Annotated in this window: 14 protein-coding genes; 4 read left to right on the top strand and 10 right to left on the bottom strand. The window is 69.7% G+C overall.

From position 1 onward, the window contains the following. Window positions 1–14 precede the first annotated feature (14 nt). From ACSFA0_RS11175 to ACSFA0_RS11135, 9 genes are all read right to left on the bottom strand, one after another. Window positions 15–1,712 carry an amino acid ABC transporter ATP-binding/permease protein gene (locus ACSFA0_RS11175; RefSeq protein WP_435450252.1) on the bottom strand — a complete coding sequence of 566 codons (1,698 nt, stop codon included), beginning with the start codon at window positions 1,710–1,712 and terminating at the stop codon, window positions 15–17. Next, entirely contained in the window at window positions 1,709–3,421 is a 1,713-nt protein-coding gene (gene cydD, locus ACSFA0_RS11170) for a thiol reductant ABC exporter subunit CydD (protein ID WP_435450251.1), read from the bottom strand. Before cydD ends, ACSFA0_RS11175 begins: the two co-directional genes overlap by 4 nt. A gap of 129 nt (window positions 3,422–3,550) precedes the next feature. Further along, window positions 3,551–4,582: an acyltransferase family protein gene (locus ACSFA0_RS11165; RefSeq protein ID WP_435450250.1), complete on the bottom strand. Its 1,032-nt coding sequence runs from the start codon at window positions 4,580–4,582 to the stop codon at window positions 3,551–3,553. A gap of 144 nt (window positions 4,583–4,726) precedes the next feature. Next, window positions 4,727–5,689 carry an NAD(P)H-dependent flavin oxidoreductase gene (locus tag ACSFA0_RS11160; protein WP_435450249.1) on the bottom strand — a complete coding sequence of 321 codons (963 nt, stop codon included), beginning with the start codon at window positions 5,687–5,689 and terminating at the stop codon, window positions 4,727–4,729. An 85-nt stretch (window positions 5,690–5,774) separates the two neighbouring features. Beyond that, window positions 5,775–7,565 carry an acyl-CoA dehydrogenase gene (locus ACSFA0_RS11155; protein ID WP_435450248.1) on the bottom strand — a complete coding sequence of 597 codons (1,791 nt, stop codon included), beginning with the start codon at window positions 7,563–7,565 and terminating at the stop codon, window positions 5,775–5,777. Window positions 7,566–7,635: 70 nt separating this feature from the next. Beyond that, complete coding sequence (locus tag ACSFA0_RS11150) at window positions 7,636–8,568, bottom strand: electron transfer flavoprotein subunit alpha/FixB family protein (protein ID WP_435450247.1); 933 nt, start codon at window positions 8,566–8,568, stop codon at window positions 7,636–7,638. Between the two features lie 2 nt (window positions 8,569–8,570). Continuing rightward, window positions 8,571–9,320: an electron transfer flavoprotein subunit beta/FixA family protein gene (locus ACSFA0_RS11145; RefSeq protein ID WP_435450246.1), complete on the bottom strand. Its 750-nt coding sequence runs from the start codon at window positions 9,318–9,320 to the stop codon at window positions 8,571–8,573. A 148-nt stretch (window positions 9,321–9,468) separates the two neighbouring features. Further along, entirely contained in the window at window positions 9,469–10,749 is a 1,281-nt protein-coding gene (locus ACSFA0_RS11140; RefSeq protein WP_435450245.1) for a mechanosensitive ion channel family protein, read from the bottom strand. Then, window positions 10,749–11,702 carry a histone deacetylase family protein gene (locus ACSFA0_RS11135; protein ID WP_435450244.1) on the bottom strand — a complete coding sequence of 318 codons (954 nt, stop codon included), beginning with the start codon at window positions 11,700–11,702 and terminating at the stop codon, window positions 10,749–10,751. Before ACSFA0_RS11135 ends, ACSFA0_RS11140 begins: the two co-directional genes overlap by 1 nt. Window positions 11,703–11,788: 86 nt before the next feature. Here ACSFA0_RS11135 and ACSFA0_RS11130 point away from each other — a divergent pair, with 86 nt between their 5' ends. The 4 genes from ACSFA0_RS11130 to mltB are packed head-to-tail and all read left to right on the top strand — an operon-like array spanning window position 11,789 to window position 16,810. After that, window positions 11,789–12,709 (top strand): AAA family ATPase, encoded by a 921-nt coding sequence (locus ACSFA0_RS11130; protein ID WP_435450243.1) that lies wholly within the window; start codon window positions 11,789–11,791, stop codon window positions 12,707–12,709. Next, entirely contained in the window at window positions 12,706–13,683 is a 978-nt protein-coding gene (locus ACSFA0_RS11125) for a DUF58 domain-containing protein (RefSeq protein WP_435450242.1), read from the top strand. Before ACSFA0_RS11130 ends, ACSFA0_RS11125 begins: the two co-directional genes overlap by 4 nt. Continuing rightward, window positions 13,674–15,671, top strand: a complete 1,998-nt coding sequence (locus ACSFA0_RS11120) for a transglutaminase TgpA family protein (protein WP_435450241.1) — start codon at window positions 13,674–13,676, stop codon at window positions 15,669–15,671. Before ACSFA0_RS11125 ends, ACSFA0_RS11120 begins: the two co-directional genes overlap by 10 nt. A 53-nt stretch (window positions 15,672–15,724) precedes the next feature. Next, the gene (gene mltB / locus ACSFA0_RS11115) at window positions 15,725–16,810 is read left to right on the top strand and encodes a lytic murein transglycosylase B (protein ID WP_435450240.1); all 1,086 of its coding nucleotides are present in this window, start codon (window positions 15,725–15,727) and stop codon (window positions 16,808–16,810) included. Window positions 16,811–16,837: 27 nt separating this feature from the next. Here mltB and ACSFA0_RS11110 read toward each other — a convergent pair whose 3' ends face one another. After that, window positions 16,838–17,395: a histidine phosphatase family protein gene (locus ACSFA0_RS11110; protein ID WP_435450239.1), complete on the bottom strand. Its 558-nt coding sequence runs from the start codon at window positions 17,393–17,395 to the stop codon at window positions 16,838–16,840. Window positions 17,396–17,467 lie beyond the last annotated feature (72 nt).

Below are 17,467 nucleotides of genomic sequence, written 5' to 3'. Positions count from 1 at the left end.
TCTTCGGTCTGACGTCAATCGGGGCGCAGCGCGCGCAGCGCGGCGTCGAAGGCCGGTGTGCCGCGATGCAGGTCGGCCACCAGGCGGCCGTGGTCGATGCGGATCAGCCGATCGGCCAGCGCGGCCTCGCGGCGCAGATGGGTGGCGATCAGAAGCGTGCGGCCGTCGGCGCGGGCCGCCACGCGGCGCAGCACGTCGTGGGCGGTGACAGTGTCCACCGCTTCGGTCGCCTCGTCGAGCAGCCAAAAGGGCGCGTCGCGCAGCATCAGCCGCGCCAGCGCCAGGCGGCGCAACTGGCCGCCGGAGAGGCCCAGGCCGCCTTCGCCGAGCAGGGTGTCGAGGCCGCCCGACGTGGCGCGCACCTCGCCCGCGAGGCCCGCGGCCTCGAGCACCGACCACAGGCACGCATCGTCGGCGGAAGGATCGGCCAGGCGCAGGTTGTCGCGCAGGCTGTCCTGGAAGACTTCGGAGCGCTGCGTCAGCAGGCAGTGTGGCGGCACGTGCACGTCGCCCTGCGTCGGTGCGATCTCGCCGGCCAGCACGGCCAGCAAAGTGGACTTGCCGGCGCCGCTCGGCCCGACCAGCGCGACGCGCTCGCCCGCCGCGATGCGCAGCGAGATGCCTTGCAGCGCCGGTGCAGCGCTGCCGGCATGGGTGGCATGCACGTCGTGCAGCGACACCTCAGGGCCCGTTGCATCGCGCGCGACAGGTACCGACGTGTCGGCCATGCGCGGCGCCAGCCGGTGCACGGCGAGCCAGGTGCGCCCGGCTTCGAGCGCGCCGCGGCGCAGCGCCGCGAAGGGTTCGGTGGCGGTCAGCGCCACCAGCAGCGCCAGCGCGGCCGCCGGTGCGCCGATGGCGCCCTTGCCCACCAGCGCGCCGACGGCCAGCAGCACGGCGACGAGCGTCAGCGTGCCGGCCATGCTGTAGATGGCACCCGCGCGCACATCGAGCCGGTTGAGCGCCAGCTCGGCGCGCGCCAGGCGCTGGTCGGCGGCGGCGAGCGCGTCGCGCTGCGCATCGAGCCGGCCGGCCATCGCGAGTTCGGTCTGGCCCGACACCAGGTCGACCGCGCGTGCGCGCAGCAGCTCGTTGGCCTGGGCGCGGTGCATCGCATGCGGGCGCGCCTGCCGCGTGAGCCACAGCGCGATGCCCCAGCCTGAGGCCAGCAGCCAGGCCGTCAGCGCAACGCCCAGCCACAGGTTCATAAAACCCGTCACCACGCCGGCCAGCAGCGCGGCACCGAGCGCCGCGATGGCCGGCACACCCAGGCGCAGGTACAGCGATTCGAGTGCGTCGATGTCGGCCGTCAGGCGGAACAACAGCCGGGCCGGCCGCGCCATCAGCGCGCGTGCGGCCTCGGGCTGCGCCCATCCACGGAACAGCCGTTCGCGCAGGTCGGCCAGTGCGGCGAAGGTGGCGTCGTGCGTCACCAGGCGCTCGCCGTAGCGCGCGCCGGTGCGGCCCAGCGCCAGCAGCCGGATCCCGGCGGACGGCATGAAGACGTCGAACAGCATGGCCGTCGTGGCGCTCAGCCCGGCGAGCGCCGTCGCCGTGATGAACCAGCCCGACAGCCCCAGCAGCGCCATGCCCATCAGCACGGTGAGCGCACCGAGCGCCGCACCCAGGGCGAGGCGCCGCGGCGCGGTGGCGATGAAGGGACGCAGCACGGTGCGCAGTTCGTGCAGACGGTGATGGCGGGCGCGTGTCATGCAGCCTCCCGCACCATCACGGCCGGTGCGTCGCCGAGCCGCACCACACGCTGCATGCGCGCGGCCAGGAGGGGGTCGTGGGTTACCACGATCAGCGTCCTGCCTTGCGCCAGCCGCAGCAATGCGTCGACCACGCGCTCGGCGGTGTCGGTGTCAAGGTGGGCGGTCGGCTCGTCGACCAGCCACAGGTCGGCCTCGGGCTGCACCGCCAGCCGGGCCAGCGCCAGCCGCACGAGTTCGCCGCCCGACAGGCCGCCACCGCCCTCGCCCAGCGCCGTGGCAGGCCGCGCCTGCGCCACGTCGCCGAGGCCGGCGTCGCGCATGGCCTGCGCCACCTCGTCGCCCTGAACGCCGACACGCCCCATGGCCACGTTGTCGTGCACCGACGCCGCGAAGACGTGCGGGCGCTGGCCCATCCAGCCGATGCGTCGACGCAGCGCCGGCGCGGTTTCGTCGTTCAGCGACACGCCACCGATGGCGATGTCGCCCGACGCAGCGGGCATGAGGCCGGCCATCAGGCTCAGCAAGGCCGTCTTGCCCGCGCCGCTCGGACCGGTGAGCGCGATGTGCTCGCCCGGCGCCACGTGCAGGTCGAAGCCGTCGAACAATGCGGCCTCGCCGCGGTGCGCGAAGTGCAGGTTGTGGATGCGCACCGATGGCGCACCGCGTCGCACGATCGTCGGTGCCTGCGCATTCGCGCGACCCGGCATCGGCAGGCCGGCCTTGGCCAAGGCATCGAGCGCATCCAGGGCCGCCTCGCCGGCGGCACGGTCGTGCCACACGCCCGACAGCTCACGCAGCGGCTCGAAGAAAGCCGGCGCGAGTAGCAGCACGAACAGCCCCTCGCCCAAGGTCAGCCGACGGCCCCAGCTGCCGAATTCCAGCGTGCCGAGCAGGTGGAAGCCGATGTACACCGCGACCATCGCCACGCCCAGCGCGGCGAACAGCTCGAGCACCGCGGACGAGAGAAAGGCAATGCGCAATACGGCCATGGTGCGGCGGCGCAGCGACTGCGCGACATCACCGAGGCGGTGCGCGGTGGCATCCACCGCGCCGAGCGCACGAAGCGTCGCGAGGCCGCGCAGCCGATCGAGCAGGAAGGCGTTCATCGCGCCCATCTCGACCATCTGCTCCTGGCTCGCCGCCTGCGCGCGCCAGCCCACGATGGCCATGAAGAGCGGAATGAGCGGTGCGGCCACCAGCAGGATGAGTGCGGCGATCCACGAAAAGCAGGCCACCGCGACCAGGATGAAGATCGGCACCAGCATCGCGCGCCAACGCGCCGGCTGGTAGCGCACCAGGTACGGCAGCACGGCCTCGGCCTGCTCGGCGATCACGCTCGCGGCCTGTCCGGACGCGGGCCGCGCCATGTCGAGCGGCGAGCGCGCGGCCAGCGCGGCGGCGACCTGCGCGCGCAACGCCGACAGCTGCCCGCGCACGTTGCGGAAGATGCGGCGCGCGCCCCAGGCCTCGCAGGCGGCGCGCAGCGCACCCAGTGCGACGATGCCCAGCGCCGGCATCAGCACGGCGTCGATGCCCTCGCCAGCGCCTAGCCGCTGGACCGCCCATGCCAACAACGCCGCTTGCGGCAACCAGACGAGCGCGGCGCCGCCTTGCACCAGACTGCCCCACCCCGGCGCTGCCAGGCGGCGCAGGCTGGCGGTCGACGGCCCGGGAGCCGCTGCAGGATCGGAAGAAGACGAGGTCATCGTGTGGGCTTTTGAGTTTTCAGTATTTCCTGAAACTTCATGAAGTCTAACGGAGATCGATTTCTGCCGCTTGCGGCCGCGCAAGTTCAGGGCATGTGGTTCATGCGAGGGGCCGCCAGCGGCGGCGCATCACGCCGCGCTCAGCGCGCCGCACGCGAGCAGGCCGGCAAAGAGCGTCAGCACCGCCTTCCACGAGGCCGCGCGCATCTCCACCTGTCGGTACAGCAACAGGCCCGCTGCCAGCGACAGCGCGACCGTGAAGCCCATGCCCCACAGCGCCGGCCACGCCTGGTCCGGCCACCAGCGTTGGACGACCGTGTTGACCAGCAGGATCACTGGAAAGTGGATCAGAAACAGCGAATAGGACATCTCGCCGAGCTGCACCAGCGGCTGCCACAAGGCCGGCCAACCCGTAGGCCGCAGCCACTGCCGGCGCTGCGCCACGGCAATGGCCAATGCCGCCACCAGCGCGACCGCGATGCGGCTGCGCCAGTCGATCGCCAGCCCACCCGCTCCGAGCAGCGCGAGCGTGAGCGCGGCCAGCCGCCAGGTGCTGTCACGCGTGGCGCGGCCGATCCAGAAGACGAGCATGCCGAGACCGTAGGCACCGAAGAAGTAGAGCGCGGTGTCGTCGAGCGACGGATCGCGGTTGAAGACCGCGAGCGACGCGGCCACGAGCCCCAGCACCAGCGCGACGGCCAGCCAACGCGCACGCGCCGCATCGACCTTCCAGCGTCGCTCGCACCAACGCACCCACCAAAACGCCGCCAGCGCGAGCACGAAGAGCTGGAAGTCGATGGCCACATACCAGACGCCGGTTGACAGCGCGTCGTAGCCCAAAAGATCCTGCAGGAGCAGCGCATGGGCGATGAGCTGCGCGATCACCGGGGCATCGGGCACCGCCTCGTCGTTGAGCCACGGGCGCACCAGCGCAGCGACGACGACGCTGCAGGACAGCGCGGCCAGGTAGGGCATGACGAGCCGTCCATAGCGGCGGGCCACCCGCGCCATCGGCCGATCCACGCGCAGCACACCGTTCGGTGCGAGGCTGCTCGCCGCCAGAAAGCCCGCAAGCACCAGGAAGATCTGCACGGCCAGCCGGCCGTGCTGTGCCAGCCAGCCGAAGAACGATGGCGCCAGCGCCGACGCGCTGTCGGCCATGGGACCCTAGCGCGCCAGGTGATGGCCGACGATCAGCACGCACGCCACACCCTTGACCGCATCGAGCAGCGGCATGCGCGCGTCCGCCGAGCCGATCGGCATCGGGACGCGCGGAACGGCGGCCATGCGGCGGTCGCGATCGGCTTAGAGCGCCAGCCGCTGGCGCGCCGCCTGGTATTCGCGCTTGAGCTTCTCGACGAAGACGGCCGTGCTGGTCACTTCGGTGATGGCGCCGATGCCCTGGCCCGAACCCCAGATGTCCTTCCAGGCCTTGGCCTTGCTGCCGTCCCCGCTGGCGAAATTCATGGTCTTCAGGTCGCCTTCGGGCAGGTTCGCCGGGTCCATGCCGGCCGCGACGATCGACGGCGCCAGGTAGTTGCCGTGCACGCCGGTGAAGAGGTTCGAGTAGACGATGTCGTCCGAGCTGCCATCCACGATGGCTTGCTTGTAGGCATCGCTGGCGCGCGCTTCTTCCGTCGCGATGAAGGCGGTGCCGATATAGGCGAAATCGGCGCCCATGGCCTGCGCGGCCAGCACCGCGCCGCCGGTGGCGATCGAGCCCGACAACGCCACCGGGCCGTCGAACCACTGACGGATTTCCTGGATCAGCGCAAAGGGGCTCTTCACGCCCGCATGGCCACCGGCGCCGGCCGCCACGGCGATCAGGCCATCGGCGCCCTTCTCGATCGCCTTGCGTGCGAACTTGTCGTTGATGATGTCGTGCAGCGTCACGCCGCCGTAGCTGTGCACCGCATCGTTCACGTCGGTGCGCGCGCCCAGCGAAGTGATAACGATGGGCACCTTGTACTTCACGACCATTTCCATGTCGTGCTCGAGCCGGTCGTTGCTCTTGTGCACGATCTGGTTGATGGCGAAAGGCGCGGCCGGCTTGTCCGGGTTCGCCTTGTTGTAGGCCGCGAGTTCTTCGGTGATCTCGATCAGCCACTCTTCCAGCTGCGCAGCCGGCCGGGCGTTGAGCGCCGGCATCGACCCCACCACGCCCGCCTTGCACTGGGCGATCACCAGCTTCGGGTTGCTGATGATGAACAGCGGCGAACCGATGATGGGAAGCGGCAGGTTGGCGAGCACGGGGGGCAGCTTGGACATGAGGTCTCCGAGGGTTTTATGTGGGATCTTTTTATGGCATGGGGCGTGTGCCGCGCGTCCGGTCAGTGACACGCGCGGCTGTGCTTCAGAAGGCGTCGAGCGCCAGCGCCGTCACGCTCTCGGCGCCGTCGACGATGCTGTCGCGGACGCCGGGCGCCTTGTTCAGGATGTGCTCCGCATAGAAGCGCGCCGTCACGACCTTCGCCCGCATGAAGGCGACGTCGGTGCCGGCCTTGGCCAGGTCTTCGGCGATGAGCAGCGAACGGGCCAGCTGCCAACCGGCGACCAGGTTGCCGGCCAGCATCAGGTAGGGCACGCTGCCCGCGAACACGGCATTGGGCGACGACTTGGTCTGGCCGGCGACGAAATCGACCACCTCGACGAAGGCTTCGCGCGCGGCCTTCAGGCGCTTGGCCACGGCGTGTGCGTCGGCGCTGTCGCGCCGGGTGAGTTCTGCCTCGGTCGTCTCGATCTGCGCGGCGATCGCCTTGGCCGTGCGGCCGCCGTCGCGTGCTGTCTTGCGGCCGACCAGGTCGTTGGCCTGAATGGCCGTCGTGCCTTCGTAGATCGTGAGGATCTTCGCGTCGCGGTAGTACTGCGCCGCGCCCGTCTCCTCGATGAAGCCCATGCCGCCATGCACCTGCACGCCGAGCGATGTCACTTCGAGGCTCATCTCGGTGCTGTAGCCCTTCACCAGCGGCACCATGAATTCGTAGAAGGCCTGATTCTGCTGACGCGCGTCCGCATCGGGATGGTGGTGCGACGCGTCGTAGGCCGCCGCAGCCACGCTCGCCATCGCGCGGCAGCCCTCGGTGTAGGCGCGCATCGTCATCAGCATGCGCTTGACGTCGGGGTGGTGAATGATCGGTGCGCTGGCGTTCATCGAGCCGTCGACCGGGCGGCTCTGCACGCGGTCTTTCGCATAGGCCACGGCATGCTGGTACGCGCGCTCGGCAATCGCGATGCCCTGCATGCCAACCGCGTAGCGGGCCGAGTTCATCATGATGAACATGTACTCGAGGCCGCGATTCTCCTGCCCCACCAGGTAGCCGACGGCGCCACCGTGGTCGCCGTACTGCAGCACGGCCGTCGGCGATGCCTTGATGCCCATCTTGTGCTCGATGCTCACGCAATGCACGTCGTTGCGCGCCCCCAGCGCGCCATCCTCGCCGACCATGAACTTCGGCACCACGAACAGGCTGATGCCCTTGACGCCCTCGGGCGCGCCGGTCACGCGGGCGAGCACGAGGTGCACGATGTTCTCGGCCATGTCGTGCTCGCCGTAGGTGATGTAGATCTTCGTGCCGAAGACCTTGTACGTGCCGTCCGGCTGCGGCTCTGCGCGACTGCGCACCAGCGACAGATCGCTGCCGGCCTGCGGCTCGGTGAGGTTCATGGTGCCGGTCCACTGGCCGCTCACCAGCTTCTCGAGGTAGGTCGACTTCAGTTCGTCAGAGCCGGCTGTGAGCAGTGCCTCGATGGCGCCGTCGCTCAGCAGCGGGCACAGCGCGAAGCTCATGTTGGCCGAGTTCAGCATCTCGCCGCATGCCGCGCCGATGGTCTTGGGCAGGCCCTGACCACCGAAGTCGACCGGGTGCTGCAGGCCCTGCCAGCCGCCCGAGGCGTACTGCGCGAAGGCCTCCTTGAAGCCGGGGGTGGTCGTCACCGCACCATCCTTGAAGCTCGACGGGTCGCGGTCGCCCGCCACGTTGAGCGGCGCCACCACGTCCTGGTTGAAGCGCGCGCATTCCTCGAGCACGGCCTGCGCGGTGTCGAGGCCGGCGTCCTCGAAGCCGGGCAGCTTGGCGATCTCTTCGATGCGGGCCAGGTGTTCGATATCGAACAGCATGTCCTTGACGGGGGCGATGTAGCTCATGGGGGGTCTCCAGGGTTCGGATGTGAAAAGGGCATCGCGAACGATGCCCTCTGTCGACGCGTGCGCGGCCTTACAGGGCCTTCGTCAATTCCGGCACGGCGACGAACAGGTCGGCCACCAGGCCGTAGTCGGCCACCGAGAAAATCGGCGCCTCTTCGTCCTTGTTGATCGCGACGATCACCTTGGAATCCTTCATGCCGGCCAGATGCTGGATCGCGCCCGAGATGCCCGCGGCGATGTAGAGCTGGGGCGCGACGATCTTGCCGGTCTGGCCCACCTGCCAGTCGTTGGGCGCGTAGCCCGCGTCGACCGCGGCGCGCGAGGCGCCCAGGCCGGCGTTGAGCTTGTCGGCCAGCGGTGCCATCACTTCGGTGAACTTCTCCGAGCTGCCCAGCGCGCGGCCGCCCGACACGATGATCTTGGCGGCGGTCAATTCTGGGCGCTCGCTCTTCGTGACCTCGCGGCCCACGAAGCTCGACTTGCCGCTGTCGGCCACGCCTTCGGCCGTCTCGACCGTCGCGCTGCCACCCGTTGCCGCAGCGGCGTCGAAGCCGGTCGTGCGCACGGTGATGACCTTGGTCGCATCGCTGCTCTGCACGGTCGCGATGGCGTTGCCGGCGTAGATCGGGCGCTCGAAGGTGTCGGGGCTGACCACCAAGGTGATGTCACTGATCTGCGCGACGTCGAGCTTGGCGGCGACGCGCGGGGCGACGTTCTTGCCGTTGGCGGTCGACGGGAACAAGATGTGGCTGTAGTTCGACGCGATGGCCAGCACCTGGGCTGCGACGTTCTCAGCCAGGTTCTCGGCGAGCGATGCGCTGTCGGCCACGATGACCTTCGACACGCCGGCGATTTGCGCAGCGGCCTTGCCGGCTTCGGCGGCGTTGGCGCCAGCCACCAGCACATGCACGTCGCCACCACAGGCGAGTGCGGCGGTCACGGTGTTGAGGGTCGCGGGCTTGATGGTCGCGTGGTCGTGTTCGGCAATAACAAGTGCGGTCATGGTCAGATCACCTTCGCTTCGTTCTTCAACTTGTCCACCAGGGCGGCCACGTCGGCCACCTTGATGCCGGCGCCGCGCTTGGGCGGCTCGCTCACCTTGAGCGTCTTCAGGCGCGGCGTGACGTCGACGCCCAAGTCTTCGGGCTTGACGATGTCGAGCGTCTTCTTCTTGGCCTTCATGATGTTCGGCAGCGTGACATAGCGCGGCTCGTTCAGGCGCAGGTCGGTCGTGATGACCGCCGGCAGCGACAGCGACAGCGTCTCGGCGCCGCCGTCGATTTCGCGGGTCACGCTGACCTTGTCACCCGACACTTCCACCTTCGACGCGAAGGTGGCTTGCGGCAGGTCGGCCAGCGCGGCGAGCATCTGGCCGGTCTGGTTGGCGTCATCGTCGATGGCCTGCTTGCCGAGGATGACCAGTTGCGGCTGCTCCTTGTCGACCAGCGCCTTCAGCAGCTTGGCAACGGCCAGCGGCTGCAGCTCTTCGGTGGTCTCAACCAGGATGCCGCGGTCGGCGCCGATGGCCATCGCGGTGCGCAGGGTTTCCTGGCACTTCGCGTCACCGCAGGAGACGGCGATCACCTCGGTGACCACGCCCTTCTCTTTCAGGCGAACCGCTTCTTCGACGGCGATCTCGTCGAAGGGGTTCATGCTCATCTTGACGTTGGCGATATCGACGCCGGTGCCGTCGGACTTCACGCGAACCTTCACGTTGTAGTCGACGACCCGCTTGACTGGGACCAGAACCTTCATTGGTGTGACTCCATGGATTGCAAAACTGTGTGCCTCAAGGGTAGCCGGTCATTCTAGGACGACCCATTTCGCTGGGTTGTCCCAATGGACACAGGCGTCGTGGGCCGCCTCCGGCACGAAGAAAAGAACGGTCGTGCTTTTTATTGGATTATAGAGGTGCTGCTTCCGGACGCGAAACGCCTTCGGGCAGCGACTCGACGCGCAGCACGCGCTGCGGATAGGGAATGTCGATCTTCGCGGCGCGCAGGCCCTCGAGGATGGCGACGTTGATGGCAGAGCGCACGTTGTCCTTGCCCTTGTCGGGGTCGGTCACCCAGAAGTGCAGCGTGAACTCCAGCCCGTCGGGCGCGAAGTTGGTGAGGAAGGCGATCGGCACCGGGTCCGCCATGACGCGCACCTGCGCCGTCGCCGCCCCGACCAGGATCGCCTGCACCTGCGCCACGTCGCTCTCGTAGCCGACCACGATGGCGGTCGTGATGTTGAACTTGCGGTCGGCGATGGAGAGGTTTTCCACCCGGCTCGTGATGAGCGACTCGTTCGGCACGATCGCCTCGCGCCCGTTGCCCGCGCGGATGAGCGTGTAGCGCGTCTTGATGTCGGTGATGCGGCCTTCGAAGTTGTCGACCTTCACGTTGTCGCCGATGCGGATCGAGCGCTCCAGCAGGATCACGAAGCCGCTCACGTAGTTGGCCGCCAGCTTCTGCAGGCCGAAGCCCAGGCCCACGCCGACCGCGCCGCCCAGCACCGACAGCGCGGTCAGGTCCACCCCCACCGCCGACAGCGCCACCAGCAGGCCGATCAGCAGCAGGAACGCGCGGACGGCATTCGACGCCACCTTGCGCATCGACAGGTCGGTCACGGCTTCGCGCAGGATGCGCTTCTCGATCGTGGTCGAAATCCACAGCGCGATCACGAGCACGAGGCCGGCCGACAGCGCGCCCTCAAAGATGGTGCGGATGCTCACCCGGTTGTTGCCGAAGGACAGCGTGATCTGGTCGAGCTCGGCCAGCACCGGCGGCAGCAGGCCGACGATCCACAGCACCGCGCCGACCCAGGCGATCCACGACACGGTGCGCTCCACCAGCCGCACCAGCGCCGAGCCCGGGAACACCGCACGCATGACGCGCGCGATCAGCCGGATCACCGCCAGCGCGAGGAAGACCGAGACCGCGATGCGCAGCACCACGACCACCTGGTAGTTGAGCACCGCGCGCCGCGCCAGGTCGGTGGCGACCAGCGCCAACAACGGGAACAGCAGCCCGTCGAAGGTCCGCTCGCCGAACCAGATCGAATCCTTGGGCTGGTCGCGGCCGAACCACCGCGTCACGCCCCAGGCCAGCGCCACGCAGGCGACCAGCGCGGCCAGTTCGATCCACAGGCTGCGCGCCTGCACCTGCCCGAGGCGGGCCATGAAGTCGTCGAGGTTCATCACAGGTCCGCCAGGACCCGGACGTGCGCCTCCACGCTGCGCGCCAGAGCGTCCAGGTTGTAGCCGCCTTCGAGCATCGAGACGATGCGCCCGTGCGCATGCCGCTTGGCCACATCGCGCACGCGGTCGGTGATCCACGCAAAGTCGTTTTCGTTGAGCCGCAATTGGCCCAAGTCATCGTCGCGGTGCGCGTCGAAGCCGGCGCTGATGAAGATCATCTGCGGCTTGAATTCCTCCAGACGCGGCATCCACATCATCTCGATCAGCTCGCGCACGTCCATGCCCTTGGTGTACGCGGGGACCGGCAGGTTGAGCATGTTGGCGGCCGGGTGGTCGATGTCGCCGTAGGGGTAGAACGGGTGCTGGAAGATGCCGACCATCAGCACGCGCGGGTCGCCGGACAGGATGTTCTCGGTGCCGTTGCCGTGGTGCACGTCGAAGTCGACCACCGCCACGCGCTCCAGACCGTGCGCGTCGAGCGCATGGCGCGCCGCGATGGCGACGTTGTTCAGGAAGCAGAAGCCCATCGCCTGCTCGCGACAGGCATGGTGACCGGGTGGGCGCACCGCGCAGAAGGCGTTCTCGATGTCACCCGCCATCACCGCATCGGTGGCGGCAATCGCGGCCCCGGCGGCGCGGCGCGCCGCAAGCACCGTGTAGCGCATCAGCGAGGTGTCAGGGTCGACCATCGCATGCGACGGGCCACCAGCGGGTTCGTCGGCGACGAGCCGCTGGCTCAGTTCTTCCAGGTGTTCGAGGTGCGCCTCGGTGTGGGCCCGGGTGATCTGCGCCAGCGTGGCGAGGGGGACATCGCCGCGTTCCAGGGCGTCGCCAACGCCGGTGACGAGCAGCCGGTCTTCAATGGCATCGAGCCGTTCAGGGCATTCAGGATGCCCGCCGCCCATGTCGTGCTTCCAGCAGTCGCGGTGTGTGTAGTAGCCCGTTTTACCCATGTCTCTCTTGCCGGTATCGCGCTGGGCGACCTCACGCCGCGTGGGGCCGAGGGGCCTTGCGGTATTGTTTGCATATGGATACAAAAATGGACGTTGCCGCGAAGCTCGCCAGTTTGCTGGGCCAGCTTAACACGGTGATCGTGGGCAAAGAGGCCCAGGTGCGCGACTGCGTGGCCTGCCTGCTGGCCGGCGGCCACCTGCTGATCGAGGACGTGCCGGGCGTGGGCAAGACCACCCTCGCCCATGCGCTATCGCACACCTTCGGCCTGCAGTTCTCGCGGGTGCAGTTCACCGCCGACCTGATGCCGGGCGACCTGTCGGGCGTGGCTATCTACGACCGCAACCAGCAGGCCTTCGTGTTCCACCCCGGCCCCATCTTTTCGCAGGTGCTGCTGGCCGACGAGATCAACCGCGCCAGCCCCAAGACCCAGAGCGCGCTGCTCGAGGCGATGGAAGAGAAGCAGGTGACGATCGAGGGCGAGACGCGCCCGCTGCCCACGCCCTTCTTCGTGATCGCCACGCAGAACCCGCACGACCAGCTCGGCACCTTCGCGCTGCCCGAGTCGCAGCTCGACCGCTTCCTGATGCGCATCTCGATCGGCTACCCCGACCGCGCCGCCGAGCGCGAGCTGCTGGCCGGCGCGGATCGCCGCGAGATGCTGGCCGGCCTCCCCGCCCTGCTGACGGCCGGCGAACTGCTGGCCTTGCAGCAGCGCGTGCAACAGGTGCACGCGTCCGACGCCCTGCTCAACTACGTGCAGGACCTGATGGCCGCCACGCGCAACGGCCGCTGGTTCCTGCAGGGCCTGTCGCCGCGTGCGGGCATCGCGATCCTGCGGGCTGCGAAGGCGCAGGCGCTGCTGGCCAACCGCGACTACGTGGCGCCCGACGACGTGCAGGCGGTGCTGCCGCAGACCGTGGCGCACCGCGTGACGCCGGTCGGCGACGCCGGCCGCGGCGCCTTCGAGCAGGTGCGCGCCATGGTCGCGGCCGTCCCCTTGCCGTGAACCCGCTGGCGGCCACGCGCCGACGCATCGACGGCTGGTTCCTGTCGCGCCGGCCGCCGAGCGACACCCTGGCGCTGACGCAGCGCAACGTCTACATCGTCCCGACGCCGGCCGGCTGGATGCTCGCCGCCACGCTGCTGGTGCTGCTGGTCGCCTCCATCAACTACCAGCTCAACCTCGGCTACCTGCTGACCTTCATGCTGGCCGGCTGCGTGGCCGTCGGCATGCATGTGAGCCACGCCACGCTGCGCGGCCTGTCGATGCACCTGATGCCGCCGGAGCCGCAATACGCCGGCAGCGCCGCGGTCTTCCGCGTGGTGCTGCACAACGCGCGGCGGAGCGCGCGCTACGGCATCGGCCTGGCGGTGCGCGGCAGCGGGCACTGGGCCTGGTGCGACGTGCCGGCGCAAGGCAGCGAAACGGTCGAGATCGCCTTCCAGCCCGCGCGGCGCGGCCTGCACGCGGTGCCGCCGCTCACCGCCGAAACGCGCTTTCCGCTGGGCGCCTTCCGCGTCTGGACCGTCTGGCGCCCGGCCTCGTCGCTGCTGGTGTACCCGGCGCCGGAGCCGCACCCGCCCGCGCTGCCCGCCGGCGAGCCGCTGGCCGGCGACGCTCGCGCCTCGGTCGCGCGAGCCGCCAGTGCTGGCGAGTACGACGGCGTGCGCGCCTACCGCCGCGGCGACCCGCTCAAGCTGGTGGTCTGGAAGAAGGCGGCGCGCGCGCAGGCGGCCGGCTCCGACGAGCTGTTCAGCCGCGACACCCAGCAGGCGCAACGCCAGCAGCTCTGGCTCGATGCGCAGACCGCCGGCCTGCCCGATTTAGAAGCCCGCATCTCGCGCCTGTGCGCCTGGGTGCTGATGGCCGACCGGCTGGGCGTCGACTACGGCCTGCGCGTGGCCGGCCAGCAGGTGCCGCCCGCGCAGGGCGAGGCGCACCGCCGCCGCTGCCTGGAGGTGCTGGCGACATGCGCATGACGGCCTGGGTCGGTGCCCTGCCGCGCGACGCCCGCGACACGCTGTTCCTGCTCGGCGTGATCGGGATCGTGCTGTTGCCGCAGGTGCCCAACCTGCCGTGGTGGTGCACCCTGCTGACGGCCATCGTGCTGGCCTGGCGCGGCACGCTGGCCGTGCAGTCGAAGCCCCTGCCCAGCCGCTGGTGGCTGGTGGCTTTGCTGGCCGTGGCGCTGGCCGCCACCTTCGCCACCTACCGCACGCTGCTGGGCCGCGAGGCCGGTGTGACGCTGGTCGTGGTGCTGCTCGCGCTCAAGACGCTGGAACTGCGTGCGCGGCGCGATGCCTTCGTCATCTTCTTCCTCGGCTTCTTCGCGATGCTGACGAACTTCTTCAGTTCGCAGTCGCTGCTCACCGCGGTGGCGATGCTGGTTGCGCTGCTGGGCCTGCTGACCGCCCTGGTCAACGCGCACATGCCGGTCGGCCGTCCGCCGCTCGCGCAGGCGGCGCGCACGGCCGGCTGGATGGCGCTGCTGGGCGCGCCGATCATGCTGGCGCTCTTCATGCTGTTCCCGCGCATGGCGCCGCTGTGGGGCACGCCGAACGACGAGATGACCGGGCGCAGCGGGCTGTCCAACACCATGCGCGTGGGCAGCATCGCGAGCCTCGCGCTCGACGATGGCATCGCCGCCCGCGTCAAGTTCGACGGCGGCGTCGCACCACCCCAACGCCAGCTGTACTTCCGCGGCCCGGTGCTGTCGGACTTCGACGGCCGCGAATGGACCGCGCCGCCCCCGTGGGAACGCGGCTTCCTCAGCGCCGAGCTGCGCGTGCAGGGCGAGCCGGTGGGCTACGAAGTCACGCTCGAGCCGAGCAACCGCCCCTGGCTGCTGGCGCTCGACGCGCCGGTCAAGCCACCGCAGATCCCCGGCCTGCGTGTCATGGCCACACCCGACCTGCAGTGGATGGCCAACCGCGCCATCGGCGATTTGCTGCGCTACCGCGCCGAGAGTTACCCGCAGTTCCAGAGCGGCCCGCTGCAGCAAACCGGTGCGCTGCAGCGCTACGTCGCGCTGCCATCGGGCTCCAACCCGCGCACCGTCGCGCTGGCCGCACAAATGAAGGCCGACCAGGCGCTCGCCGGCGCCGCCACGCCGGCCTTCGTCAACGCCGCGCTCGAACGCCTGCGCACCGGTGGCTACAGCTACACGCTGGAGCCCGGCCTGTACGGCAACGAGACGGCCGACGAGTTCTGGTTCGACCGCAAGGCCGGCTTCTGCGAACACATCGCCTCGGCCTTCGTCGTGCTGATGCGCGCGCTCGACATCCCGGCGCGCATCGTCACCGGCTACCAGGGCGGCGAGCTCAACGGCGTCGACGGCTACTGGGTGCTGCGCCAGGCCGACGCCCATGCCTGGGCCGAGGTGTGGGAAGCCGGCAAGGGCTGGACCCGCGTCGACCCGACCGCCTCCGTCTCGCCCGGCCGCATCGGTGCCTTCCAGCGCCTGGCCGCACCGCCCGGCCTGTTCGCCGGCGCCATCGGCACCATGAGCCCGACGCTGGCGCAGAACCTTCGCGCCGCGTGGGAAGCCGTCAACAACGGCTGGAACCAGTGGGTGCTCAACTACACGCAGAGCCGCCAGCTCGACCTGCTGAAGAACATCGGCTTCGAGGCGCCCAGCCTGCAGGACCTGGCGACCGTGCTGCTGTGGGTGCTGATCGCCGCCAGCCTCGCCGGCGCCGGCTGGACCCTGTGGGAGCGCACCCGGCACGACCCGTGGTTGCGCTTGCTCGGCCGGGCGCGACACCGGCTGGAGAAGGCCGGACTGACCTTGCCCGAGGCCGCGCCGCCGCGGCAGATCGCGACGCGGGCGGTGGCGCATTTCGGCGCGGCCGGCCAGCCGGTGCACGACTGGCTGCTGCGCCTGGAAGCCCAGCGCTACGCGAAGACGCCCGAGGCCGGGTTGCCGGCCCTGCGTGCCGAATTCCGCAAGATGGCCTGGCCGCGTTGAAACCGCCCGTGTCGGGCAACAGAACCGCACGCGCGCAACGGCACAATGGACCGATGCGACCTTCCTCCCCGATGGCCCCTGCACTGCTGGCCGCCCTCCTCGCCTTCGGCGCGCTCTCCGCCACCCCGGTATCGGCACAGAGCAGCGGCGACCGCCGCGCCGTCACCGCCGTGCGCGGCACCATCCCCTACGCCACGCGCGACGACGCGATGCGCTTCGCCGACGACGTGGCGGCCCGGCGCAACCTCGACCGCGACTGGGTGCGCGCCACCATCGGCGCGGCGCGGCTGCTGCCCAACGTGCCGCGCCTGATGACGCCAGCGCCCCGAGGCACCGCGAAGAACTGGCGGGTCTACCGCAGCCGCTTCATCGACCCGGTGCGCATCGCCGCCGGTGCGCGCTTCTGGCGCGACAACGCGGCCACGCTGGCACGCGCGGAGGCGGAGTACGGCGTGCCGCCGGAAATCGTCGTGGGCATCATCGGCGTGGAGACCATCTACGGCCGCAACATGGGCAACTTCCGCGTGATCGACGCGCTGGCCACGCTGTCCTTCGACTTCCCGCAGGCGCACCCGCGCGCCGCCGAGCGCACAGCCTTCTTCCGTGGCGAGCTCGAGAGCTTCCTCAGCACCGAAAGCCGCACCGCCGAAGACCCGATGGCACCGCTGGGCAGCTACGCCGGCGCCATGGGCATGCCGCAGTTCATGCCCAGCAGCATGGCCAAGTACGCGGTCGACTTCGATGGCGACGGCCGCATCGACCTGGTGAACAACCCGGCCGACGTGATCGGCTCGGTGGCGAGCTACTTCAAGGGCTTCGGGTGGCAGCGCGGCATGCCCTCGATCTTCCCGGTGCGCTTCGACACGGCCCGCCTCCAAATGCCGACGCTGATGGCGCCCGACATCAAGCCGACCTTCAGCGCCGACAGTTTCATAGCTGCCGGCGCGGTGCTCGAACGCCAGGCCCAGGCCTTCCCCGGCCTGCTCGCGCTCATCGAACTGCAGAACGGCGCCGAGTCCCCCAGCTATGTCGCGGGCACGCAGAACTTCTACGTGATCACCCGCTACAACTGGAGCAGCTACTACGCGATGTCGGTGCTGGACCTGGGCAACGAGGTCAAGGCGGCGATGGCGCAGTAAAGGCGCACCGCGCGGTGTCGGCGTGACTCATTCGAAGCGGCTGCGGCCCTGCACCGCGCCGGCCGCATCGACCAGCAGGCCTTCGCCCATCTGGACGAACTCGCCGGTCAGCGCCGTGATGTTCACCTGGTGCGTGACCCAAACCTCGAAGCGGCCCGCCGGGATCGCCGCCAGCGCGACACGCAAAGCTGCCGTGCCGTCGGCGGCCGACGACGCGCGGCGGTCGTCATTGAAGGTCGAGCTGAGCGGCTCCCAGACGACGTGCTGGCCGAACGCCAGGTCGGCCGTGTCCTTGCAGCGGCACCACGCGCTCGAACGCACTGCCTGGGGCACCAGCCCGCGCTGCTTGAACCAGGCGCCGAGTCGGCGCGACGCGAACTTCCCTTCGTCACTCAGGTTGCGCTGCGTGCTGCACTGGCTCAGCTGAAACCCTGGTGGGTCGCCAATGCCGGCGGTGGTCTGGCCATGCCGCAGAAGCACCGCACAGCGCCCGCGACGCAAGGCGTCGGCAAGCGCCTCGGCCCGGGCCGGGGCACCCACGAACAAGGGCAACAGGGCCAGGCCAGCCAATCGGCGTCTCTGCATCGTGTGACTCCAGGGTGTCCCGCCGGACGGGGACGGACCGCGCAGGCTAGCAAAGCCGCGCAGACCCCGAAA

It is taken from the genome of Variovorax restrictus (genome assembly GCF_051216715.1).
GTDB lineage: Bacteria > Pseudomonadota > Gammaproteobacteria > Burkholderiales > Burkholderiaceae_C > Variovorax.
This window is presented reverse-complemented; position numbering and strand designations above follow the sequence as displayed.